Raw genomic sequence first — 26,601 nt, 5'->3', positions numbered from 1 at the left:
AACACTATTTATCATCCTTTATTCATTAGTGATATTTACATATAACAATTGTTCTCCTAGTTTGTTCATGGTTATTAACATTCGGATTAATGTTCTGTTGGAGTATGGATATGTTGACAGGAAAGTGGGTGCCTCTGCCCTTTATCCTTGTGGTTTCCTTATTGGCTGGGTGTATTGAAGTGGATATGTCCGTTCCCAGCTTTCCGGATATGGCTGCCAGTTTCGGTGTTTCTGAAGGGCATATTCAGCGTACGATCACCTATAACTTCTTGGGATTTGTGTTTGGCGCGTTGATTTATGGCCCACTGTCAGAGTCGATTGGTCGACGCAAAACCATGTTGATCGGTGGGGCTATCATGCTGTTAGGTGCTCTGGGATGTACCTACGCCACTTCAATCGATCTTTTGATGTTGTCCCGCTTTATTCAGGGGTTGGGGGCTTGCACGCCGGTGGTAGTGGCTTACGCGATCATCGCAGACCGTTATCAAGGGGCGGCCATGTACAGCATGATCGGTCTGGTTAATGCCTGTATCTCGATTTTCATGTCGCTAGCGCCGATCGCCGGTGGTTGGATTAATGAGCATTGGGGGTGGAGAGGAAACTATGCGGTTGTCGCGGTGATCACCGCAGCGGCGGTACTGCTGGAATTGTTGTTCCTGCCGGAGACGAAGAAAGAAAAAACGCCATTCGATCTCAAAGCCATTGTGGGAAGCTATGCCCGGCTGACGGCGAGTTTCCAATTCATGCGATTATCGTTGATTCCTTCACTTTTCTTTGCTGCTTATATGGTATTCATCGCCTCCAGCGCTTTTCTTTACCGTGAAACCTTTGCGTTCTCGCTGTCGGCATTTGTCGTTCACTTTTTTATTATCGTGGCGTCATTTTCAATCCCCAGTCTCTTTTCCGCCCGTATTATCGCCGCGTTTGGTGGCGATCGGCGCGCTGAGAAAATCGGTATGGCGTTAGCCATCGTCAGCATTCTCGCTCTACTGACGGCGACAACGCCTTGGGCTATTACCCTGCTGATGAGCCTGTTCTGCTTCGGTTTTTCTATCTGCTATCCGACGCTGTTCGCACGTTCCATGAGTGTCTACCCGGAAATTTATGGTGTGGCGGCCTCCTATATCATGAGCATGCGCTCGCTGCTGGTTGTGGCTATCACGGGGATGGCCAGCTACGTCTTTATCGGGCGGCCGGAGGAAATGAGCTATGTGATGGCGAGTGTGATAGGCGTTGTCGTGTTGTTGTCTATGTTGAGTATCGTGGCATCCCCAAGCAAAGCTGAAGAATAAATAATAGTTTTCGCGTGACCCCCGGCTAAATATTTATATTTGGCCGGGATCGGCATGACTTTTTTAAATACATGTATTCCTTCATCTGGAGAATATCTATGGAAAATGAAACCATGGTTTCGAAGGGCGGTTTGTCTGCCGCCTATACTGATAAATGGGAACAGCGCGCATCAATAAGAACTCGCCCCGGTAAATTTATCGACTTTACTATTCCTGGCGCATTTTTCCCCGAGGAGAATCAGCCGATATTTTTGGCTGACATGATGAGCGGCATGGACAATGAGAGGAAGTCAAAAATACTTACTCAGTCATTGTTTAAATACCTCAATGATATCGTTAATCTTGAGATCAAACTCATTAACTCAGCATGCAATAAAATTATCTACGGCGATCTCGCTGTCAAATTTGACGAACAGATTAAATTGAATGCCTATACCGTCATCATCGATGAGTATTACCATGTTTATATCGCCAGACATATGATCAATCAACTTAGAGAGCATGATGCCGATCTCGGTGCGCTGAGTTACCCGGATTCTGACGCCTATGTGGCCGTTACAGAGGTGATGAAACGGTTACCTGAGCGCTGCCATGACATTTTCGAGATCATTGCGGTGTGCATTTTCGAAACGACCCTGGTGAGAGAGCTGGTGGAGTTCTTTAATAGTGACGGCGTTCATCCATCGATTAAATACTATGTTAATGACCATATGAACGATGAGTCCAGACACTATATTTTCTTTCTCGAATTACTTGGCTATATCTGGACGAGGTTGGATGAAAACGATCAGGCGATGATCGGCGGGCAGATCGCTGATTTCGTAAAAATGTATTTGAATGTTGAATCAGAGAAACAGTTTAACATTGAGCTGTTATCGAAGATAACTCATGATTGCGAAGCCAGCCGGGAGTCAATCAATAAGGTTTATCGCGGTTTTGAAGTGACGCCTGATGTCCCCATTGTTAAAAACGTGCTAATGGCTTTGAAACGAACCGGCATTCTGAATTCGCCGATAGTGCGCCAGGGATTCGAAAATATTGGTTGGATAATTTAATCATGGAGATGGGTATGGATAGTTTCGCCTCGCATAAAACACATTCTAAACTGGCCTATTTGACTGAAACAAAGATGTTGGCCGATGAAATAAAAGCGCGTTTACGGAATAGCAATTCGCTTATTCTTCCATTAGAGAGAAATCTTGAACTGGTCGATCAATTGACGGAGTTTGAGCTTGGTCGTTTCCTCCTGCATAACCGCGGCCTCAATGGCTACTGGACGTCTTACATTTTCCAGCATCCCGCCGGAAAACCCGCCGAACATGTTTTGGAAGACTGGCTTCTGAATCGCTCGTTGCTGTGCCGGGCGCGCGAGCGTTACTACCGTTATCAGACCTTGCTGGCTGAGTTGATTACGCAGGCGGAGACGCTGGCTTCAATCCCGTGCGGGGTGATGGATGATTTATTGGATTTGGATTACAGCGGCCATGGCGCGGTGCAATTGACCGGCATTGATCTTGACCCGGAGTCACTTTATCACGCCAACGAAAAGGCCAAGCGCGTTGGCATGGCGAACCGTTGCCGATTCTCGCAGCAGAATGCCTGGGAGTTAAAAGAAAAAAACGCTTTCGATGTGATTACCAGTAACGGCCTGAATATGTATGAGTCTGACCCGGACAGGCTGGTGGCTTTGTATCGTCGGTTCTTCGAGGCATTAAAACCAGGGGGAACCTTGTTGCTCAGTTTCCTCACGCCACCGCCGGAAAAGAACGCGCCCACCGGGGAGTGGGATAAATATGAAACGCCAATGGCGGACCTTTTGCAGGAGTTCGCGATCTTTGGCGACATTATTCAGGCTACCTACCTTAATTTCACTTCAGAAGCAGAGATCAGGCAACAGATAACCCAGGCAGGGTTCACGGTTAAAGATATCAACTACAGCTCACGCGGCGTGTTGCCGATCCTCGTGGCGGTAAAACCCTGATAACCCAAAAGAGTAATATCCATGAAGATTCTGAACATTCTTGTCAACCACACCGTAGAACCGTTGCGCAGCCATATTGTCCGTTACTTGCTGGATGCCGGCCACTTTGTCTACTTAATCGGTCTGAGCGACGCTGAGCGAACGCGCTGGACAGGTTCGCAGCACAACCTCTTTTGCTATTCCGACGTTGGCGATCAGCGTATCGACTATGAGCTCTGTCTCGAAGAAAGCGCCTCGGTGAGAGGCCCCATCGTCCGGTTAGCCGTTTTCGCCGATCGACAAAATGTGTTGTTCCAGATTCATGCTGAAGAAGACGGGAATATCAGGGCGTTAGCTGAGCGTGAGCTGCCGTGGCGGGAAGCCCGCCGAGCGTTGTCGCAGACGGTGGTGGGCGAGTTGTTCATCGATGGCGTGGTCATGCTCAGCCGTGAGGCGAAAGATCTGGATATTGCTCTGCCCGAAGGGCCAAACCGAGTTACGGATTGGCTGGTTGCCCAGCAGAGGGTACAGCAAGAGCAGCGAGCGCTGGAAAACGATGAACCGCGTTATGGCTGCTTCAACCTGAGGGATGAAGTGTCTGCCGTTAACGATGCTGCAGTGGTTCAACGGACCATCGATGGCGTTGCGCAGCCGCAACAGGCTTTGCTGTTGGCTTTCCAGTTGCAGTTTCTGCTCAACGCACGGCGGCCTGGGCTTTATGCTCTGCAATTGCAAGATAGGCAACGCAGCAGCAAAGTATTACGGTTACTCAACGGAACGGAAACATACGCCGAGCTCTCTCCTTGGTTAGTGCGGGTACTGCAGGGGGACCCGGCGAACCCATTCTACGAATCCCATCATGACGGCCGTTTTTTATCTGTGGTTGGTGTAGATGTCATCATGGATGAGGGGGAGGTCGACGCGGCAGCGGCCCCGATCAGGATCGTATGGAACAGCACGCGCTGTACGCTCAGTTTGCAATTTTACGGCGAAAACCCATTTTTCGACGTTGTAGCCGCAAATATCGATGAGTTTATGGCGGCGCTCGCCACATTCATGCGTAATGAAGGGGATATAGATGCGTTGACCGGCGTGTCTGAAAATAGCTACCAACGTTATTATGCGAAAATTAATGCCACGCAATGTGAATATCCGAGACAGACTATCGTCGGGATGTTTGAACAACAGGCACGGGCGCTTAACGATCACCCTGCAGTGATAACGAAAAATGAAACGCTCAGTTATCGAATGCTGCAGCAACAGGCCAGTCGCCTGGCCGACTATCTGCAACGGCAATATGGGGTAGCGGCAGGCGACAAAATTGCCTTGATGATGCCGCGTGAGGCGGAGTTGGCAGTATGCCTGATGGCCGTGCTTAAGCTGGGATGCGCCTATATTCCGATCGACAAAAATGCGCCCGTAGTGAGGACCTATTCTATTTTGGCCGATGCCCAGCCGGCGTTAATCATCGGTGCGCATGCTCAGTCAGCTGGCAGCCTGCCGCAAGGGCTGAGTTATTTGGATTGGCGTGAATATGCCGCTTCTCCTTTCGCTGGGGCCGACGGTTGCAACGAATTCCCCTCCCAGGCTGAGGCTTCAGCATTGGCCTATATTATTTACACCTCGGGAACGACAGGTAAGCCTAAAGGGGTTGCCGTAGAACATCGCAGCTTTGTGAATATCGCCAGCGATATTTCTCGACGCATGTCTGTGACGCATCAGGATCGTTTTCTGGCGATCACGACGTTGGCATTTGATATTTCAACTCTGGAAATATTTATGCCGCTCATGTTTGGCGCCACGGTGGTATTAACCGACCAGAAGACGTTGTTGGCGAATAATGACTTGCCGCACTTTATCGCGAGTCATTCCGTGAGCCTGATGCAGGGGACGCCTTCTTTTTGGCATCAGGTCGCGCAGCAATATGCCGAGACAACGCTACCCGTTCGGGCATTGTGCGGTGGGGAAGCGGTGCCGCATGCGGTGGCGCGTTGGTTGTCAGAAAACACCGAGCGTGCGTGGAATGTGTATGGGCCAACCGAAACGACGGTTTGGTCTACCGCGGATGAACTGTTGCCTGGGGTTGATAGCGTCACCATTGGGCGCCCGCTGGCGAATACCCAGTGCTTTATCTTGGACGAACGGCGGCGTTTACTTCCTCCCGGCGTGATCGGGGAAATGTATATTTCGGGGTTGGGCGTTGCGCGCGGTTACTACGGCAATGCGCGTCAGACGCAAGCAAGCTTTTTGCCGAACATATGTTCCAGCACGCCGTCAGCCTGGTTCGGTCGCATCATGTACAAGACGGGCGATCGCGTGCGTTGTTTGCCCGACGGCAGATTTGAATACCTCAGCCGATGGGATAACCAGATAAAATTGCGGGGACATCGGATCGAACTGGGTGAAATAGAGTCGGTTTTGCGAACCTACCCCGGGATGCAGCAGGTTGTTGTAAATTTACAGCCGGCCAAGGAAGAACAACAGGCGTTCCTGGTTGCCTATTATCAGGCCAAATCGCCGGTGGCACGCCAGCAACTGCAGGATTATCTGGTGACGCTGCTTCCGGACTACATGCTCCCCAGCGCTTATATGTACCTGCCTGAGATCCCCTTGAATATGAATGGCAAAGTGGATCGTAAAGCCTTGCCGCAGGTACAAGCGCAAGATAAAGCGCATTACGTAGCGCCGGGAAACGAGTTCCAGCGATGCCTGTGCCAGCTATTCCAGGATGTATTGGGGAGCGAAAGCGGACGAATCGGCATTACCGACGACTTTTTTGCTTTGGGAGGCAACAGCCTGTCGGCCATTCGCTTGGTAAATCGCATAAACGGTACGCTTCAGTGCGATCTGAAAGTTAAAGATATTTTCGAAAGAAAAAATGTGGCCAGGTTAACGCCATTGGTGGCCGCCGGGCGCGGCAGTTTTCTTTACCAAGACTACCAGATTGCACAATGTGATGAGACCCATCTGTACCATCCTTTCCCGCTGAATAATGTTCAGCAATCTTATTATCTGGGACGAATGAAAAGTTTCGATCTCAGCGAGGTCTCTACCCATATTTATAATGAATTTGTTTTCGACCATATTGATCACGAAAAATTGGAGCGTGCCTATAATCAACTTATTGCACGCCATCCTGCGTTGCGCACCGTATTTGAAGAGGGAGAACAGCGATTTTTAAGTGCGGCAGCGCATTACAAAATAGGCTACCACCCCCTGAGAAATGAAGACGAGCTATTGGCTTTGCGCGCCGAGTACTCGCACAAGGTTTACAAACCGGATTGTTATCCGCTGTTCGATATTTTCCTGAGCGAGTATCAAGGGAAATACCTTCTGCATGTCAGCTTTGATGCCATTATCATTGACATGACCAGTTTTGAAATATTATTCGGCGAGTGGATTGCGTTATATCACGACGAAAATCTGGCGCTGCCGCCGCTGGATATCAGCTACCGCGATTATCAGCTGCAGTACGAGCGCCTGCGCGGCAGCGCATTATTTGAGCGGGCGCAGCAATATTGGCTGCAGAAAATCGATGATTATACGCTGGAGGTCGGATTGCCGCTGGCCGCGCATCCCGCCAGGATCGATAAGCCGAGCTTCCGGCGTTTGTCTGCGACGATACCCATGTCGAGTTGGCAAAAGATCGTCGACAAGTGCCAGCGCTTCAATATTAGTCCGACCGCTCTGATCCTTGAGCTCTACAGCAGAACGTTATGTTATTGGTCTGGTCAAGAGAGCCTTTGCCTTAATTTAACGCTGTTCAACCGTTTGCCGTTACATTCTCAGGTCGAGCAAATTATTGGCGATTTTACCGTTTTAAGCCTGTTCAATTACCAACGTCAAAATGGCGTTGCGATGAGCGAACAGCTATCGGCTATCCACCGCACCTTGCTTAATGACGTCGATAATAATTTATTTGACGGCATTGACGTACAGCGTTTGTTGAAACAGCGGCGGAATCTGCCCGCCAATACGGTTATCGCGCCGGTGGTGCTGACCAGCGTGCTTGGCATGAACAATAAAGCGAGCATGTTTGAATTGCCGCTTAATGAAGGATATCGCGGCGTTCAATACGCAATCTCCCAAACGTCTCAGGTGTGGCTCGACCATAAAGCCTACGAAAACGATGAAGGGTTCGTTGCCGAGTGGGATTATGTCGAACAATTGTTTGATGAGAAAACCATCAAGGCCATGCACGAAGGCTATTGTTCTCTGATTCGATGGGTGGCAGAACACGATTGGGAAACCATGTCATTCCCGCAGCCTGAACTGCCGGCGGAACATGCGGAAGCGGTCATGCGCTGGAATGCCACGCAAAGTACGGTGTCGGAGCAAACGCTGCACGGGTTGTTCCTTTCCAGTCTGGAAACGCCGCAAACGGCCGAGCGCATTGCGGTGATCGAAACCGAAGGCGAACGCCACTTTACCTACGCCAGGCTGGAACAGGACAGCAACACGCTGGGGCGTGCGCTATTGCGGCATACCAAGGGCGAAAAGGGACATATTACCGCTATTCTGCTGGAGAAAGGGTATGCGCAGGCCGTCTCAACCCTTGGGATCATGAGAAGCGGCGGCGCTTATCTGCCGTTGCACATCGAATGGCCATGGGAGCGCATACGCGACATTCTGCAGCAAGCCCGGTGCGATATCTTGCTGCTCTCTGCTCAGCAGCGTCATGACCTGGCACATGAGCTGTCGGCGTTGCCTTCGGATATCACGATTTTGGTGTTCGACGAGATAGTGGCGCCGGCGCAGGAACGTGCGTCGACGGAGGTTGCCTGGCCGATCGTCAGGGCTGACGATCTGGCCTACATTATTTTTACCTCTGGCTCTACCGGTAAACCGAAAGGGGTAGCGATCGATCACCAGGGGGCGGTCAATACCATCCTGGCTGTTAACCAACGTTGGTCGGTCGGCCGGGAAGACCGGATACTGGCGCTGTCCGAGCTGAGCTTTGATCTGTCCGTTTACGATCTGTTTGGCTTGTTGGCCGTGGGGGGCGGTGTGGTGATCCCTTCCCAGCGAGAGACCAAAGCGCCGCAAGCTTGGGTGGCCGCGCTGCGCCGACATAACGTGACCCTCTGGAACTCGGTGCCGCAATTAGCGGGCCTGCTGGTTGACGAAGTCGAACCTGCGACGCAGGCGCTAACCCGGTTACGGCTGTTCCTGTTGAGCGGCGATTGGTTGCCGCTCAATTTGCCTCATCGCCTGAAAACCCAATCGCCAGACAGCAAGATGGTGAGCCTGGGGGGCGCGACGGAGGGCAGCATCTGGTCCATTTGGCATGAAATCGATCGGGTAGACGCGAGGTGGAAAAGCATTCCTTATGGCGTCGCCATGCCGAATCAACAGATGTGGGTGTTGGATGAGTGGGGGAGTGCTTGTCCTTTCGGCGTAACCGGAGAAATACATATCGGTGGGCTCGGCGTTGCTCAGGGATATTGGCAGGCTGAAACGCTGACTCGAGAACGCTTCATTTATCATCCAACCTATGGACGCCTGTACAAAACCGGCGATCTGGGCCGCTGGTCGGCGGAAGGCTATATCGAGTTCCTCGGCCGAAGAGATGCCCAGGTCAAGCTTAACGGTTATCGCGTGGAGCTGGAGGATATCGAGAATAACTTGAGCCAATTACCTGGGGTCCGGCAGACGATCGTGCGGCTCAGCGAGGGTGACCTCATGGCTTACGTTGTTCCCGAGGCGCAACAGCCGGTGCCGCTCTATTTTGCTAACCGCGACGCATTCGTGCTTTCGCTGCCGGCGTTACGTCAAGATCTGCAACCTTCGCGAGCGATACCCTATCCGTTGGATGAAGCGGTTTACCGTGCCCGCAAGAGCACTCGCCAGTTTACCGCGGAGGCGTTATCCGCCGAAACCATCAGCAGTCTGTACGAAGCGCTGCCGGGGTGGTTGACGCAACAGATGGCGCAAGAGGGAAGCGCGCTGCCGCCTGCGTCTTTGGCCGGGCTGTTGGCCGTATGCGCCGCTTTCCGTTCGCCGCAGCGCGCGTTGCCAAAATATCGCTATCCTTCGGCCAGCAGCCTCTATGCGGTGCAAGTGTATCTCGGGCTCCCGGCGGCGATGGGAGAATATGCCGCGGGTTATTACTACTACCATCCGCTGGAACAGCATTTGTACCAGGCAGAAGCGTCGGGAGAACACACCGGGCCTTATCTGGACCTGGTGGTTCGGTGGGAAACCATCACCGCGTTATATGCCGAGCGCGCATTCGCTTTGGCGCAGATAGAAGTCGGCCACATGTTGGCCTTGCTGACTGAGCATCTCCAGTCTTTGGGCGTCGCTTATTACGTCAAGCCCGCTGACGCCGTTTCACCTGACGAGGGGGCATTAGCGTGTCGGATCCACCTCGGCGTTTGCGCCGTCACTTCACCACCGCAAGTCAGCGTCGATTTCAGCGTGATGGAAAACGAGGGGGGAACCTATGTCGCTCGCGCGTCAGGGCGACACTATTGCCTCGGTGAGACCTCCGTGCTGGCCGAATCATCAGACGTGTACGGGGTGTTGCAGTCGTCTCAGGTGTTGTTGCAGGCCCATGGCGCTAAGAACGCGTGCCATTATCAGGCCAGTGGCTGGATGATGCAGCGATTTGGCGCGCTCGCCGCCCAGCGGCGAATTGGCGGCTGCATTCTTGGCGTCACGCCGGCCGAGGACACGTTGTGCAGCATGGCGATAGGGTATGCGCGGGCCGAGGATGAACCGGCCTTTGACGTTCCTGCGCTCACTGTCTCGATGACCCAGGCGATCAGACGGCATTTGGCGCGTCGTTTGCCGGACTATATGTTGCCGCAGCACGTTACTTTGATCCCGGAAATCCCCTTGTCTAACAACGGTAAGGTCGATACATCACGCTTGCCGAAAGTCGTCAAGCACAGCGAATGTCTGGCTCCGCGCAGCGATGATGAGATACGGATGCGCCGACTTTGGGCGGAGCTTCTGGACAAGCGTGAAGAGCGAATCGGTTGTGACCAAAGCTTCTTCACTCAAGGGGGGAATTCGCTTCTGGCTATGCGACTGGTACGCAAGATCAACCTCGCGACGGGAACCGAGATGCGTCTGGAAGACCTCTACAACAACAATACGATTCAGGAAATGGCGGCGTGGGTCGCCGGGCAACCTTGTGGCAACGGCAGAGAAGAAGGGGCGCTGTAATGATGTTGACGGATTTATTGAACAACCTGAAAAAAAATAACATTTTATTGTGGGCTAAAGCGGACGATCGGTTGGGTTTTTCTGTCGACAAGGATATCGGCTTTGATGCCGATCTGAAGGCTGAAGTGGCGGCACGCAAAGACGAATTGTTGACGCTGTTACAGGACAATGGCGTGACCAGCGAACAACTCGCGAAGGAAACGTCTTTTCTGAGGCTACCGCCAAGTAGCTGGCCACTTGCGCTGGACTCAATTCAGCAAGGCATGTATCTGCAAAGCGACATCGACGGCTTGCCGTATACCTATACGGTACCGTTGTTCATTGGATTGCCGCAGGTGGATATCGCGCGGTTGCGAAACGCGCTGCAAACCTTTTTACGGCATCAGCCCCTGTTGCGTCAGTCGATTGATAGCGATATGAAGCGCGTTTTTCTGGCGCCTGAGCAGTTTGCACTGGAAGTAGAAAGGATTTCCTGGTCCGAGCTGGAAAGTAAGAAACGGGCGTTGGCACAACAAACCTTCCCTATGCCGGAAGGGCAGTTTGCGCGCTTTGTGCTGCTGGTGCGGGCTGAGACGCAAGAGGCCGTTTTGGCGTGCGTTCACCATCATATGCTGTCTGATGCCCCTTCCGTCCAGCATTTTGCTCATCAACTGTTGAGTGCGTACGCCACACCGTCTGTATCGGCGCAGCCTGAAGCGGGGTACCTGGATTACTCCGCATATCAACAGTGGCGGGTGCGGCAAGATGATGTTCAGGCGTTCAGAACATCGTTGGCCGCCCGTTTGAATCAGGCGGAACCGCCGGCATTGCGACAGCGCCATCTCTCTGGCGTGGAGAATCGTGCCTTTGCCGTGCAGGCAGGATTGACGTCGGAGGTTGTCGAGCGTTTGACGCAGGCATGCGGCGAACGGGGACTGACGCTCTATTCTCTGTTGTTTACGACGTTCGCCCATGTATTACGGACCTTTAGCGGCCAGGACAGCGATTTCCCTATTGGACTGACAGTGATGAATCGCCCCGAGGCGTTCAGCCGCGCCATTGGGCCGTTTATCAGCACCCTGCCGGTCATCGCCGCATTGCGCGCAGACCAAAGCGTGTTGAGCAATGTCAAAAGCATTCAGCACGATATTTTGCAGTTGCAGGAACATCCGTGGGTGAACATTGGGCACTTGGCGCCGGAGATCGACGGTGGCGCGGTGCGCATCAATGAACTGGTTCAGCTGCTATTTACCTTCCATAACTTTGAAAACGGCGATATCGCCGTCCCCGGCGTGGAATATCGTCTGGAGTCTTATCCCGATCTGGCGGAAAAGTTTGGCATGTCCTTATTTGCCGCTCAACGAGACGGTCAAATCGATTTCACGTTAACCGCGGCGGAGAATCGTTACGAAGAGGACTACGTTCGCAATATTCTCGAGGCGTTAGTTTATGCGCTGGGCCAGTTTGATCGGCAATCCTGGGAGACGCCGCTTGAACAAATCGATTTAATCACGCCAGCCCAGCGTCGGCAGGTGCTGTCTGAATGGAATGACACGCGCTGCGATTATTCAGAAGATGAGCATATCGCGTCTTTATTGGAAGCGCAGGTAGCGCTGACGCCGGACAATATCGCCTGTGCGGATCGGCATCGGCAATTGACGTATCGCCAGTTGAATCTACAAGCCAATCAGTTGGCGGCCGCCTTATCGTCACGTGGGGTGGGGCATGGCGCCTGCGTTGCGCTGTGTCTGGATCGCAGCGTCGAGCTGTTGGTCGGTATTTGGGCGATCCTGAAATTGGGGGCCGCCTATTTGCCTGTCGACCCGGCATTCCCCGACGATCGTCTCGATTACATTCTACAGGATAGCCGGGCCGACGTAATTATCTGCCATCAGGCCTACCGACACCGGGTGGCGGCGCCAGGGCGGCGGCTGGTGGTGTTGGATGATGAATCGCTGCGCCACGAGCTTGAGTTGTTGAGCGATGAAAACATGGCGCGTCAGATATCACCGAACGATCTGGCCTATGTCATCTATACCTCCGGGACCACAGGGCAGCCCAAGGGCGTGATGTGCACGCACCGCGGTTTGATCAACCGTATCCAATGGATGAATAAATCCTATCCGCTGACGGCAGCCGATCGGGTGTTACAAAAAACGCCGTACATTTTTGACGTCTCCGTATGGGAACTGATTTGGGCCTCTCTTTACGGCGCCAACATCGTTTTTGCCGATCCGGATGGCCACAAGGACGCGGATTATCTGATTGAGCTGATCGAGCGCGAAACCATCACCGTACTGCATTTTGTGCCATCCATGCTGGCGGCTTTTACCGAGACATTACAGGGCATTCAACGCGATCGAAACGTCAGCTTGCCGAGCTTGCGCTACGTGTTCTGCAGCGGTGAAGAGCTCAAACTGACTCAGGTCAAAGGGATTAAGCAGTGTTTGCCTCATATCGCCCTGCACAATCTTTATGGGCCAACCGAAGCCTCCATCGATGTGCTGTATTTCGACTGTAACGATCCGGATATAGATAACGTCCTGATCGGGCGGCCGATTGATAACATGAAAGTGTTGGTCCTGGACAAAGGGCAGCGGCTTTTGCCGCCCGGTGCGGTGGGTGAACTCTACCTTTCCGGCGTCGGACTGGCGCGCGGCTATCTGAATAAAGCGGCGCTGACGGCGGAGAAATTCATCGTCAATCCGTATTGCACCGAATGGGATGAGCGGGCGGATGACTATGCCTGTTTGTATAAAACCGGTGATTTGGTGTATCAGCGGAATGATGGGCAAATCGTTTATGTTGGCCGCAATGATTTTCAGGTGAAAATACGCGGATATCGCATTGAGTTGGGTGAAATCGCCCAGCGTCTCGAAGCGTTTGACTTGGTGCGCCAGGCGGTGGCGCTGGTTTATCAACAGCCCCATCCCCGCCTCGTGGCCTATTACACGGCGCAGGCACCGTTGCCGGAGGCGACGCTACAACACTTTCTTGCCGCCGCCTTGCCCGAGTACATGGTGCCGGAGACCTTTATCTGGTTGAAAGAATGGCCCGTCACGGTGAATGGCAAACTGGATCGGCGTGCGCTTCCTGAACCGTCTCTGCCGGTCGTACAGGAACGTGTCGCACCGCAGTCGGAGAGGGAAGCGCAGATCGCCGCCATTGTTGCGGAAATGATGGGGATCGATGAAGCGCATTTCAGCTGTGAGGCTAACCTGTATCAGTTGGGGCTGGACAGCATCATGGCGATCAAGCTGGTGAGCAAATTGCGCCAGGCGATGGGCGTATCGATCCGGGTGAAAGACGTGTTCGCCAGCAAAACCGTGCATGCACTCCATTTACGTCTCGCTCAGCATCAGCAGCAGGTGATGATTGAAGGCAAACGGGAGCAGGGCGTATTGGTTGGCGAGTTGCCGCTGCTGCCTGTCCAACGCTGGTTCTTTGACTGCGCATTCCCTTATCCGAATTATTGGAACCAGGCGTTTCTGCTGGATGTGCCGGCGCTGGACGTCGAACGCCTGCGCGAAGCGCTGCACGCATTGATTCAACATCACGATGCGCTACGCCTGACGTTTACGTCTGAGGATTCGTCGCATTGGCGCCAAGGCTATCAACCGATGCCGGACGCCATCGAACTGCGGTGTCATCATGTCGAACGCTCGGCACCGCAATGGCAAGAGGCCCTGTCCGCCGTGCTGACCGAATGGCAAAGCGATATCGATCTGGCCGACGGGCCGCTTTATCGTTTTGGTTATGTCACGGGGTTCGACGAGGGGCGAGCCCGTATTTTCTGCGCTTGCCACCATTTGGTGCTCGATAGCGTCAGCTGGGGCATTCTGGCCCGCGATCTGGCGAACGCCTACCACGGTGAAAGCCTTGGAGATAAGGGAACGAGTTATCGTCAGTGGACTGAGCACTTCGAGCAATATTGTGCCAATCACGCGGAAGAGGCGTCTTACTGGCGGGCCAGGATGGCGGACTACCGCCCCGTTGCGTTGCCGGCTGCGCGCGGCGCTACGATGGTATGCAGCCGCCTCGCGTTATCAATAAAAGTGACGCAGGCGCTGCAAACCGAGGGTTTACGTGCCTTCAATGCGAAAGTCGACGAATGTTTGCTGGCGTGTGCAGACGGCATGCTCGCTCACTGGTTTAACGGAGAGCTGACCCATGTCACCGTTGAAGGGCACGGACGCGAAGAGATTGATGCCACTCTGGACGTTCATCGTTGCGTCGGGTGGTTCACGTCACTTTATCCCTGTGCGCTCTCATCCTCTCCCGATCCGGCAATGCGTTTGCAGGCGGCCAAAGCGCAACTGCGCGGCGTGCCTCATCAAGGCGTAGGATTTGGCGCGTTTGCCCGTGAGCTAGGGTTGCCGCTGCCCAATGTTTGTTTCAACTACCTGGGACAGCTGACTTCGCCGGATGAAAAGGATTGGGCGCTGGTCATGTCGCCGGTCGGTGAGACGCGCCATCCTGACAACGGCTTGCCTTTCGGTATTACGCTCTTTAGCTACATAGAGCAAGGTCGGTTGCAGCTCGAAGTCGTCAGCGGTCTGTCCGGTGAGCAAAATCAACAGTTGCTGGAGGCCTGGGAGGCGGCTATAGACACGCTGATAGCGTGCTGTGAACGGCAGGGAAGAACCCAATACGGCCTTGGCGATTTCATCAATGTTGCGGATGAACGCGACTTACAGCATTTACCTCTGCAGGGCGGTGCCGAAAACGGCGACTGCTTTGCCATGACCGAGATTCAGAAAGCCTATCTGGTTGGGCGCTTTGAAAACTATGAGATCGGCAACGTCGCCAACCACATCTACAATGAGTTCGTGTATCCGCGCCTTGATGACGAACGTCTGGAGCTGGCGATTAACCGATTGATCGCCCTCTGTCCGGTGCTGCGCACCGTGTATGACGCGGAAAGCATGACTCAGCGCTTCATTTCGGTGTCGCAGGCCGGCCATTATGCCTTGGCGGTGAATGACCTGCGCCTCGACGATGAGGCTACCGCGCTGGCGCGCGTGCGCAAGCGTCTGTCCCATCAGGTCTATCAGGTCGACCGTTTCCCGTTGTTCACTTTTGAAATCAGCCGGCTGCGCGAGCGCGACGTGCTGCATATCAGTCTCGATCTGATTTTGCTGGATGTGCAAAGCCGTCTGGCGCTGTATCAACTGCTTAATGCGCTGTATCGGGGAAATGTCTTGCCGCCGCTGGCAACCGTGAACTTCAAAGACTACCAGGAGCATCTGGCCCATCTGAAGGCCTCCCGTTGGTATCAACGAGATTGCGCTTATTGGCAGGACAAGCTGGTCGATATGCCGCTGCGGCCAAACTTACCGCTCAAGGTACCGTCGGCCACGGTTGAACACCCGCGCTTTGCAGAGCATACGCTATATATAGACAAACAAATTTGGCAGGATTTCAAACGGCAAGCGCAGCATTATCAGGTCTCATACTCGTCGGTATTGCTGAGCCTCTATGGCTACCTCATCGCGCGATATTCCGGCAACAGCGAGTTTCTCATTACCATGACGCTGTTCAACCGCTACGCGGTTTGCGAGGACGTAAACGACATTTTAGGTGATTTTACCTCGACCAACCTGTTCCACTTTCGCGATGCCGGCGAGGATCTGTTCACCACCATCGAGACGACGCATAAGCGCATGTGGGACGACATTCAGCATGCGTTGTACAGTGGGTTGGATGTGCAGCGCGATCTGGTGAAACTGCACGGCCTGGATCGCCATTCGGCGGTGTCGCCGTTGGTCTTCACTGGCGTCGTAGGGCAACAAACCGGCGATTGGGATAAACAGGCGTATCTGGAAGACAGCGAGGTGCGCGAGCAGCGATATTGGTGTGCGCAAACCTCTCAGGCTTGGATCGACCTGCAGGCTATTGAAGTCGATGGCCGCTTTATGAGCAAGTGGCTTTATGTCGAACAGCTGTTTGATGAAGAAACCATTGCGCATCTGAATCGCGCCTATTGCCGTCTGATCTCGCTATTAGCGCAGCAGCCTTGGGAAACGCCGGTGGGATGCGAAAACTATTTGCCTGAAGCGCAAAGAGAAATGATGCAGCGGGCAAATGCCGTCACTCAGCCTCTCAGTGAAGAAACCCTGTTCAGCGCGTTCGATCTGTTGGCGACGCAAGCACGGCATCGAGAAACGATCGCGGTGTATGACGGGGAAGCGGCGATCGGCATGACCTATGGCCAATTGAAACAAGACAGCGATGCGTTGGCGCAGCAGGGGATGGGCTCATCTGCGCCGCTGATTGCCGTATTGGCGGAAAAAAGCTACGCCCAGGTCTGTGCCTGTCTGGCGATCATGAAGGCCGGCAAGGGCTATCTACCGTTGCATGTGGAGTGGCCGGCGGGGCGCATCGCCGATATTTTACAACAGGCCGGTGTAGAACAGCTCTGGCTGACCCGGGCACAGTCGGCGCGTGTGGATATCCGGACACTGAGCGAAGCGGGTTATCAACTGCTGGTCATCGAGGATATGCTGGATGAGGCGACCGCTTTGCCACCGTGTTTCAGCTTGCCGCACGTCAGCGCCGCCGATGTGGCCTATGTCATTTTCACTTCCGGTTCCACCGGGCGGCCAAAAGGGGTCACCATCGATCACCGTGGCGCAGTGAATACGCTGCAAGCGGTAAATCGACGCCTCTCGCTGACCGCTGAAGATGCCCTGTTCGCGCTGTCTGAATTGAGCTTCGATCTCTCCGTCTATGACATCTTCGGCGCGCTTAGCGTCGGTGCGGAGATCGTCTTACCGGCTCAAGAGAGCGTAAAAGATCCGGAGCGGTGGTTGCCGCTGCTTGCTGAGCGTGAAGTCACCGTCTGGAACAGCGTTCCACAGCTTGCCGGGCTGCTGGCCGATACCGTGGCACGGCAGGGATGCTCACTGCCAAGGCTGCGCGCATTTTTAATGAGCGGTGATTGGATCCCGCTGAATCTGCCGGAGACGTTGCGCACACTTTGGCCGCACGCTGACTGCATCAGTCTGGGCGGGGCGACTGAGGGCAGCATTTGGTCCGTTTGGTACCCGATAGAGGCGATCGATCCGGCCTGGCGCTCCATCCCTTATGGCACCGCGATGCCTCATCAGGCGCTTTATGTTTTGGATCCGCAGGGACAGATGTGTCCGGTTGGCGTGACCGGTGAGCTCTATCTTGGCGGGATGGGGGTGGCATTAAATTATTGGCGAAATCCACAGCTCACGGCGGAGCGTTTCATTTCGCACCCTCGTCACGGACGTCTCTACAAGACGGGCGATTTAGGGCGCTGGCATGCGGCAGGTTATGTCGAATTCCTGGGGCGCAACGACTTCCAGGTCAAGCTGCGCGGGCATCGCATTGAGCTCGGGGAGATTGAAAGCCGGCTTCTGCAATGCGGCGGGATCCACCAGGCCGTGGCACTGGTGATGGCGCAGCCGGCACCGATGCTGGTGGCTTATTACGTCGGCGAAGCGAACGCTGACGAGAAAATGCTCCGTTCGCGACTGGCTGAACAATTGCCGGAGTATATGGTACCGGCGCATCTTATCGCTTTGGATGCCTTGCCGCTGACGGCGAATGGTAAACTGGATCGCAACGCCTTGCCGCTACCCGCAGCCGAAGAGCAGGCGACTTATTGCCCGCCGCGTGACGACCGTGAACATCAACTGTGTCGGCTGTGGGGCGAGATCCTGCACGTGCCGGCGGATGAACTCAGTACCCAGGCGGATTTGTTCCAGTTGGGCATCGACAGTATCGCCAGTATCCAAATGGCGGGGCGGTTAAGGCGCGAATTGCAGCTGGATGTCACGCTGAAAGAGTTGCTGACGTATCGCACCATCGCATCGTTCTACGACACTCTGCTCGGCCGTCAAACCGTTGGCGGCATCCAGACCGTGCAGCGCGAAACAGGGGCCTTGAGCGGCGCAGTTCCGCTGCTGCCCATCCAGCAATGGTTCCTGGCACATGATCTGCCGCATCCGCAGCAGTGGAACCAGTACGGGCTGTTGGTGGCGCCTGGCATGACAATGGCCCGTCTGCAATGCCTGTTGCCGCGCCTCGTGGCGCAGCACGACGCGTTCAATCTGCGCTTCGAAAAAGATACCCAGGGAGAATGGCGTCAATGCTACCAGCCGCAGGCTGCGCTGCCGCCATGCCACGCTTTGGACATTCGCGCATTGTCGCTGCCGGAAGACCACCCGGATTTTGACGCCGCGCTGTTGCAGCGTTTTGCCGACTGGCAGCAGGCGTTCGATCTGCAGAGCGGGCCTTTGGCCGCGTTCGCCGTTCTTGAAGGGTACGCGGACGGCAAGGCCAGGGTGTTCGTCGCTTGCCATCACCTGATTGTCGATGCGGTCAGTCTGCAGGTGATCGTCGACGATTTACGACGCCTGAGCCAAGAGGAAACGCTGCCGGAGAAGGCCAGCAGCTATCGCCAATGGGTGAACCATCTGCGGCAACGTGCGCAAATTACCTCTCATGAACGTGAAGAGTGGCTGGGGCAATTGCCGGGCAGCGAAGTTCATGCGTTGCAAGCGCTGGGCGGAACCGCGACGACGCGTCATGCCCTTGCGTGGGGAGAAGGGCCATCCTGTCGCTTGATGCAGCACCTCGCCATGTTCGGCATGCAGCCGCAGGACATGGTGGCCTGGGCGGTTGGCCGCGTTTTGCATGATTTGACCGGACAAACCGCCTTTAGCCTATGGTTTGAGGGGCACGGTCGGCAAGCGGATGAGCGAACGCTGGATATCTCCAGGACGATGGGCTGGTTCACCAGTCGTTATCCCGTGCGTTTTAGCTATCAACGCGATGCCAGGGAGCATTTGCTCGCGGTGAAAAATAATCTGAGACGTTGGTCGCAGCGGGCGGAAAACTTCGGTGTCCTGTGTGGTTTGCCCGTGGTGAGAGAGGACGGCATCAGCATCAACTACCTGGGCAAGATGGAGGCGGCGGGAGACTGGGCGCTGGATCACCACTTTGTGGGGCTGCATCGCCATGCCTCCCAGGAAGGGACGCATCTGATCGATATCGTCGTGTTGAACGTTGGCGATCGTCTTGAATTGCGGGTCGAAAGCCGGCTGCGGGAGCATGACGCGGCCTGGTTGACGCAGCGGCTTATTCGAGAGTTGGAAGATGGCCTGGTATCAATGAATTGGCCATCCTGGCGTTGGTTAACCGAATCGGATGTCGATTTCGCCCTCCCGCAACCCCATCTGGATCGGCTGCAACATGCGCAGGCGGTTGATGCGGTCTTCATGGCCAATAGTCTGCAGCAAGGGATGTTGCACCATTCGCTGGCCTTTGGCGACGCCGATCGGGTGTATCGCGTGGCTACGCGCTGGGATTATCACTGTGCGATCGAGCCCGAGACGTTCAAGCGGGCGTGGCAATGGGTGCAACAGCAGTTCTCCTGCCTGCGGTTGCGGTTCGATTGGCGCGGTGAAATCGTGCAGGTCGTGGATCATGAAGGGCGCTTCCCTTGGCACGTCCATGACATCAGCCATCTGTCGCCTGAAGAGCGGGAACACGCCTTGCACAGGCTGCAGGAAAGTGAGCAGCAGGCCAGCTTCGATCTCCAACAAAGCGGACTGTACCGTGTCTGCCTGGTCAAACTGGCGGATGATCACTTCGCTTGCCTGTTCTGTGTACATCACGCCATCCTCGATGGTTGGAGCAGTCCGCTGCTGGTGGGGGCGCTGCATGACGCTTACCTGGCGTTTTCTCACGGACGTGAGCCGGCGGACAGACCGGATCTCTTTGCTTCAGTGCAGCGCTACATTCAACGGCATCGCGATAGGGACACGGATTTCTGGCGCGACTACCTGAGCTCGGTCGACACCTCGCCGGATCTGAGCGGATGGCGCCGTCCGGATGCGGAGTCATCGGCGTTAGCAGCCATTAAGAGCGTCTCTGCTGCAGGGATTTGCCGCTGTGAACTGAGCGCCGAAGAGCGCCGGTGCGCGCTCGAAGCTGCCCAGCGCCAAGGCATGACCCTGAACGCCTTGCTGCAATACGCCTGGCACAAGGTGCTCGCACTCTACTCCGGTGCTGCCGTGACCGTGGTGGGCACCGTGGTGGCGGGAAGGATGCTGCCGTTGAATGGTATCGAAAACACGCTGGGCATGTTCCTCAATACGCTACCGTTGAAGGTGGAGCATCAAAGCGATGTGCCTCTGATTCAGCAGGCACATCGGTTGCAGCAAGATATTAATGAAGCCAATACCCGATGCCTGGTCGATCTGGCTCATCTGCAGCCTGCGGGCCAGCGCCTGTTTGACTCGTTGTTCATTTATGAAAATTACCCGCAGCCTGATGAAGACCGCCACCGCGAACTGCGTCATCAATTCGTCGGTCGCAATGAGCAGAGGGATTATCCATTGGTCGTCAGCGTGGAGGAGGAGCCGGACGTTCTGCTGATTAAGCTGGAATATGCGGCAGAGTACTTTGATGCGGCGATGATGCGGCAAGCGATGGCACTGTTAAAGGACATCGTCGGCCACATGGCGAAAGACGCGAGTACGGAGACGGTGGCGATAGCTCCGGTTTATTGTGAGCCGGAGCAACCCTTGTTGCTTCCTGCGCCGGGGAATGCCGCCACCTTATCGCAAGTGTTGGCGCACTACGCATGCAGCCGGTCAGACGCTCCGGCGCTGAGTGACGGCGAGCGCAGCTGGAGCTACGCCCAGCTTGACGCAGAAGTGACGCAACTCGCCAATCTCATCGCCGGCCGCCTTGAGAAGACGCCGCACGCGCCTATTGCCTTGCGACTGCACAGCAAAGTCTTGACGGTCATGGCCTTGTTGGCGATAGGACGACTGGGCGCAGCTTATGTGCCGCTGGACAAAGACTATCCGCAGGAGCGTATCGATTTCATTCTGCGTGACAGCCAGGCTATCGCCGTATTGACGATGTCTGGGGATGAAGGGGCCGAGTACGGTATTCCGTCTATTCCCTTGTTCGGCACCGCGGGAGAAGCGCTGTGGCGCAAACAGGCCACGATGCCGACGTTCACACCTGCGGCGGAGAAGACCGCCTACATACTTTACACGTCCGGCACGACGGGTAAACCCAAAGGGGTTAGCGTGGGGCATGGGGCGCTGCTCGCCACATTGCGAGGTTTCTGGCAGCAGTACTTCCAGGGCAGGGAAGCGCTGAAAACGTACAGCATGACCAACCCCGTTTTCGACATTTTCGGTCTTGAATACGGTTTGCCGTTATTGAGCGGCGGCTGCGTTACCTTGGGAACTCACCATGTCACTGGGCTGGATTGCCGTAAGTTCGATTTCATCCAGTCAACGCCCAGCATGCTGGAAATTGTCCTACCGGTATTGCAGGGGGACGAGGATTGTTTACTTCTGGTCGGCGGTGAAAAGCTTGAGCCGCATTTGGCGCAGAAGGCCCTGGCTGTTTTCACGGCGCTCGTCAATGTCTACGGTCCGACGGAAACCTGCATTTGGTCAACCGGTAAACATTATCGGCGTGCCGCGACGGATCGCGTTTTAACGATAGGCCGCCCTTTGCCGGGAGAACGTTGTCTGGTGTTGGACCCGGCCGGCAGACCTTTGCCTGTCGGGGCCATCGGCGAGCTCTATATCGGGGGCAGCGGCGTGGCCGAGGGTTATCACAACCAGCCTGAGCTGACCGCCTCACGCTTTGTCTCACTGTCGTTTGCTGAGGGGATATGGTATCGCAGCGGCGATCGCGCGCGCATTTTGCCAAATCGTGAAATAGCATTCCTTGGGCGGCAGGATCAGCAAGTCAAGTTGCACGGCCATCGTATTGAGAAGGGCGAGATTGAGCAGGTTATATTGCAGCACGAGTCGATCTTGCAGGTTACCGTGCAAATATGCCAAGTGGCGGGGGATGGGAACGTCGGTCAGGCGTTGGTTGCCTATTATGTGGCGCAGGGCGAAATTAACGCCGGGCAGTTGAATGAACACGTCGGTCGACAACTGCCGGATTATATGGTGCCTGCCTATTGGATTGCGTTGTCTGCCTTGCCGCTGAACGCTAACGGCAAACTGGATGTGCGTGCGTTGCCGTCGGTTGACGCCGGTGAGGCATCTCCAGCGGCGCAGAGCGAAATCGCTACGCCGCTGGTGAAGCAGTTGCAGGTTATCTGGCAAGAATTGCTCGGTTGCGAGGCGGTGGGCGTCAATACCTCGTTCTTTGAACTGGGTGGGAACTCCATCATGTTGACCCGGCTCTATGGCATGTTACCCGACCAGGTTCAGCAAAAAATCGGTCTGATAGATCTCTTCCGTCTGCCGACCATTGCCCGCATTGCCGCGCATATCGAAGGTCGCCAACATGAAGCGGCGCCGGCACCGACGACTGGACCGATCAATGCCCGGGACGATATCGCCATTGTGGGGATGGCGGGCCGTTTCCCAGGCGCGCAAACGCTGGCGGCATTCTGGCAACGGTTATGCGATGGCGAGGCGTTTATTACGCATTACTCGCGCGAGGCGCTGGCGGCATCGGTTGACTCCGCACTGCTGGATCATCCGCATTATGTTCGCGCCCAGGGGATGCTCGACGATATCGATCGCTTTGACGCCGATTTCTTCGGCTGTACGGCTCAGGAAGCGCGTCTGATGGATCCGCAGCAGCGAATTTTCCTGGAATGCGCCTGGCATGCTTTGGAAGATGCGAACTGCGATCCGCAGCGCTTTGCCGGTGATATCGGCGTCTATGCGGCCATCGGCAACAGCAACTACGAAAGAGACGTTGTTCTACCGAACATGCCTCAGGCTGATTTGATCGATCATTACCAGTTGATGATTCATAACCAATCCCACTTCCTGGCGACAAAAACGGCGTACAAGTTGAATTTGACCGGGCCGGCGATGACGATCCAAACGGCTTGTTCATCCTCGCTGGTCGCTGTTCATCAGGCTTGTCGCGCCTTGCAGGCGGGCGACTGTCAGGTCGCATTGGCAGGCGGCATCTCCATTGGTCAATTAGCGCGCGGTGGTTACCTGTACCAGCCAGGGATGATCTTCTCACCTGATGGTCACTGCCGTCCGTTTGATGCGCAAGCGGCGGGAACCATTGAAGGACAAGGGGTAGGTGTTGTCGTGCTGAAACCTTTGGCGCAAGCGCTGGCGGACGGTGATGCTGTGTATGCCGTTGTGAAAGGGTCGGCCGTAAATAATGACGGGCGGGATAAAATGGGATTCACTGCGCCAAGCGAGAGCCGTCAACAGGCGGTGATTGCCAAGGCATTGGCCGATGCCGATGTCACGCCGGCGGACATTTCCTATGTCGAAGCGCACGGCACCGGCACGCCATTGGGCGACCCTATTGAAATTGCCGGGTTGAAAGCGGCCTTCGCCGGACAACAGGCGGAACACGCCTGCGCAATCGGCTCGGTGAAAAGTAATCTGGGGCATTTGGATGTCGCGGCAGGCATCGCCGGCTTGATTAAAACGGCGTTGTGCCTGCAGCATCGCACGTTGGTTCCCACGCTACATATGCAGCGTGAGAATCCGGCATTAAAACTGGCTGAAGGGCCGTTTTATGTGAATGTTGAAACCCGCAACTGGGAAAGCGCCACAGGGCTCCGCACCGCCGGCGTCAGCGCTTTCGGCATTGGCGGCACCAACGCGCACGTTATCCTTCAGCAGGCGCCGAACACGCCGACAACCGCACCTCAGTCCGCTCAGCGCAATATGCTTTGCGTTTCTGCGGCGGATGACGCAGCTCTCGAACGGATGAGTGAGGCTTTGGCCGATCATTTGGCAACGCATCCTGAGCATTCGATGGAGGCGGTTGGCTATGCCCTGATGGCGCAGCGACACCGCTATGCATGCCAACGGTGGGTATCCGGAGATTCACGGGAAGCGGTCGTCGCGCGGTTGCGCGAGAAGGGCGAAACGATGGCCCGACCTGCGTTCGAGGCGCAGGTGGCCTTTATGTTCCCGGGCCAGGGCGCACAATTCGTCGGCATGACACAGGCGTTATATGACGCCGAACCGCAATTCCGAGTGGAGGTCGATCGTTGCCTCGCATTGCTCGAGCCGATGATGGGCGGTGAAATAACGCGGGAAGACGTATTGGCGAACGGGGAGAGCGTACACCACACCGCAATCACTCAAGTGGCGCTGTTTGTGTATGAATATGCGTTGGCGCAGTGGTATCGCTTCCTCGGTGTTGAGCCGACGGTGATGATTGGTCATAGCCTGGGCGAATATGTTGCCGCATGTATCGCCGGCGTATTTTCACTGGAGGATGCGCTCAAGTTGATGCTCAAACGCGGTGCGCTATTGGCGCACACCGCACCGGGGGCGATGCTGGCTATCAAACAGTCGGCGGAGGGCGTAAGCGAACAGGCTGCCGCGTTGGGCGTCGATATCGCCGTCGTTAATGATTCGGGAAGCTGTGTCATTTCCGGCGCGGCGTCGGCAATCGCCTCTTTGCAGGCGAGCTTGATCGCCCAAGGGGTATCTTGCCATCCGGTTAAGGTTTCGCACGCGTTCCATTCGCGTTTATTGGAGCCTGTGTTGGCAGAGTTTAAGGCCGCGCTGCAAGAAATTGCCTTCAACGAGCCGCAGTTACCGTTTATCTCCAATTTGACCGGCCAGTGGGCAACGGCGGAACAGGTTTGTCAGCCCGAATATTGGGTGCAGCACCTGCGGCATACGGTGCAATATGACGCCGGCCTGCGTACCTTGCTTGAACGCCGTGCCGATGACAACTGGGTATTGCTGGAAGTAGGGCCGCGTCAAATTCTGAGTACGCTGGCGTCGCGCCATCCGGCATTGGGGAATGCGGCCGTTGTCGTTTCTTCACCGCGCAACGCTACGGATGAGCGGCAGGCTGCGCAGATGCTGTGGCGTTCCGTTGGCGTGCTGCATATGTCAGGTGTGGAAATCAACCAGGAGCGTTTCTGGCGGTGTACGGGGCAAGCGTCTTTGCGTCTACCGGCATATCCTTTCGCGCCTCAGCGGCATTGGTTCGGTGTGATGAATGCACCCGCTCATTCGCGGCCGGCCCCGGTTCCGGCGGAGGCAGCCGTGCACCAAGGAGATATGCAACAACGGGTGGCAATGTTGTTCAACGAGGTTCTGGGGTGTGAGTCGGTCGATCCACAGCGCGGGTTCTTCGAACTGGGCGGCGACTCGCTGAGCGCATTGCAACTGATTGGCCGCCTGCAAAAAATGACCGGTATACGTCTTGAGCTTATGGCCATGGAACAGCCGAGCGTCGTGCAAATAGCGCAATCGCTGGAGGCTCATGCGACAGCGAAGCCTCAGGGCGAAAGCGGTTTGGTGAAGCTGCGCGACGGTGAGGATGAGGGGATGATGCCACTTGTGTTGATCCACCCCATCGGCGGCGACATCTATTTCTACCGGGAGTTGGCTCAATGCTTGGGAAGCAGCAGAACGATTTATGCCATACGTTCACCTCTGCTCAATGGCTCGGGCGCCTTCGAGAGCATCGAACAATTGGCGGGAGAGTATCTGGCTTTGCTGAAGCCGCATCTTGAGCGAGGCGAATGTTGCCTGGCCGGTTCTTCGTTCGGCGGTATTATCGCGTTTGAAATGGCGCGGCAGTACCAAGAGGGAAAACATGTGTCTCTGCCGGTAGTGATGATTGATTCCCCAGGACAGGGAAATCTGCCTGCGGCCATGACGGATGAACAGATTTTGGACTACCTGCTTTCATTTGGCCTGGTGTCACTGGACATTGATTGGGATGCCTGGAAGGCGATGACCCAAATGGCGGATAAAATCCATTATTTATCTGAGATCACCAAAGGAACTGCGGCCGAAACGCTCTTTTCCTCGGCGTTCTTACCTCGTTACTTGAGCACCTGGCAACGGCATAACGTGATGATGCAGCGTTACCACCCGCATGCGTTGATGAGTGATGTGCTGTTTTTCTCTCACCGTGAGGTGATTGCAGATTTTCCTGAAAATCAAAGCAAGTTCTGGCATCCCTGGGTGTTGGGCCGCTTCGAGGTGCAGGTAATTCCGGGGAACCACCTGACGATGAACGCGGGAGAAGGCGCGGCAATGATGGCGGAAAAAATGACTTCGTGGTTAGGGCATTGGACGCTGGCTTGATGGCGCAGCGTGTTCGCTATACCTGAGGGGAAATCAGCGGGATAAACTATCCCGCTGATCCCGCTACGGTATTGATTTTGATTACGCCGCTCCCGTTCTCCGCGGTGGCGGATAGCGTCATATTCTTGCA

General features: G+C 55.3%; 5 protein-coding genes. All 5 read left to right on the top strand.

The genetic code is table 11. The annotated features are described in order from the left end of the window. The first annotated feature begins 110 nt into the window (after positions 1-110). The 5 genes from ACMGGW_RS13815 (at position 111) to ACMGGW_RS13795 (ending at position 26,471) form a co-directional block, all read left to right on the top strand. Entirely contained in the window at positions 111-1,292 is a 1,182-nt protein-coding gene (locus ACMGGW_RS13815) for an MFS transporter (RefSeq protein ID WP_049209473.1), read from the top strand. A 98-nt stretch (positions 1,293-1,390) separates the two neighbouring features. Next, a complete protein-coding gene (locus ACMGGW_RS13810; protein ID WP_025303320.1) occupies positions 1,391-2,347 on the top strand; it encodes a diiron oxygenase in 957 nt (318 codons plus the stop codon). A gap of 14 nt (positions 2,348-2,361) precedes the next feature. Then, positions 2,362-3,273 carry a class I SAM-dependent methyltransferase gene (locus ACMGGW_RS13805; RefSeq protein WP_025303319.1) on the top strand — a complete coding sequence of 304 codons (912 nt, stop codon included), beginning with the start codon at positions 2,362-2,364 and terminating at the stop codon, positions 3,271-3,273. Between the two features lie 21 nt (positions 3,274-3,294). Then, positions 3,295-10,425: a non-ribosomal peptide synthetase gene (locus tag ACMGGW_RS13800; RefSeq protein WP_197832293.1), complete on the top strand. Its 7,131-nt coding sequence runs from the start codon at positions 3,295-3,297 to the stop codon at positions 10,423-10,425. Next, positions 10,425-26,471, top strand: a complete 16,047-nt coding sequence (locus ACMGGW_RS13795) for a non-ribosomal peptide synthetase/type I polyketide synthase (RefSeq protein ID WP_197832292.1) — start codon at positions 10,425-10,427, stop codon at positions 26,469-26,471. The genes ACMGGW_RS13800 and ACMGGW_RS13795 overlap by 1 nt, the downstream gene beginning before the upstream one ends. Positions 26,472-26,601 lie beyond the last annotated feature (130 nt).

Source organism: Serratia sp. BNK-4 (assembly GCF_048685115.1).
In the GTDB taxonomy this organism is placed as follows: Bacteria; Pseudomonadota; Gammaproteobacteria; order Enterobacterales; family Enterobacteriaceae; genus Serratia; species Serratia bockelmannii.
The sequence above is the reverse complement of the archived record's forward strand: the minus strand, read 5'-3'. Positions and strand labels throughout refer to the sequence as shown.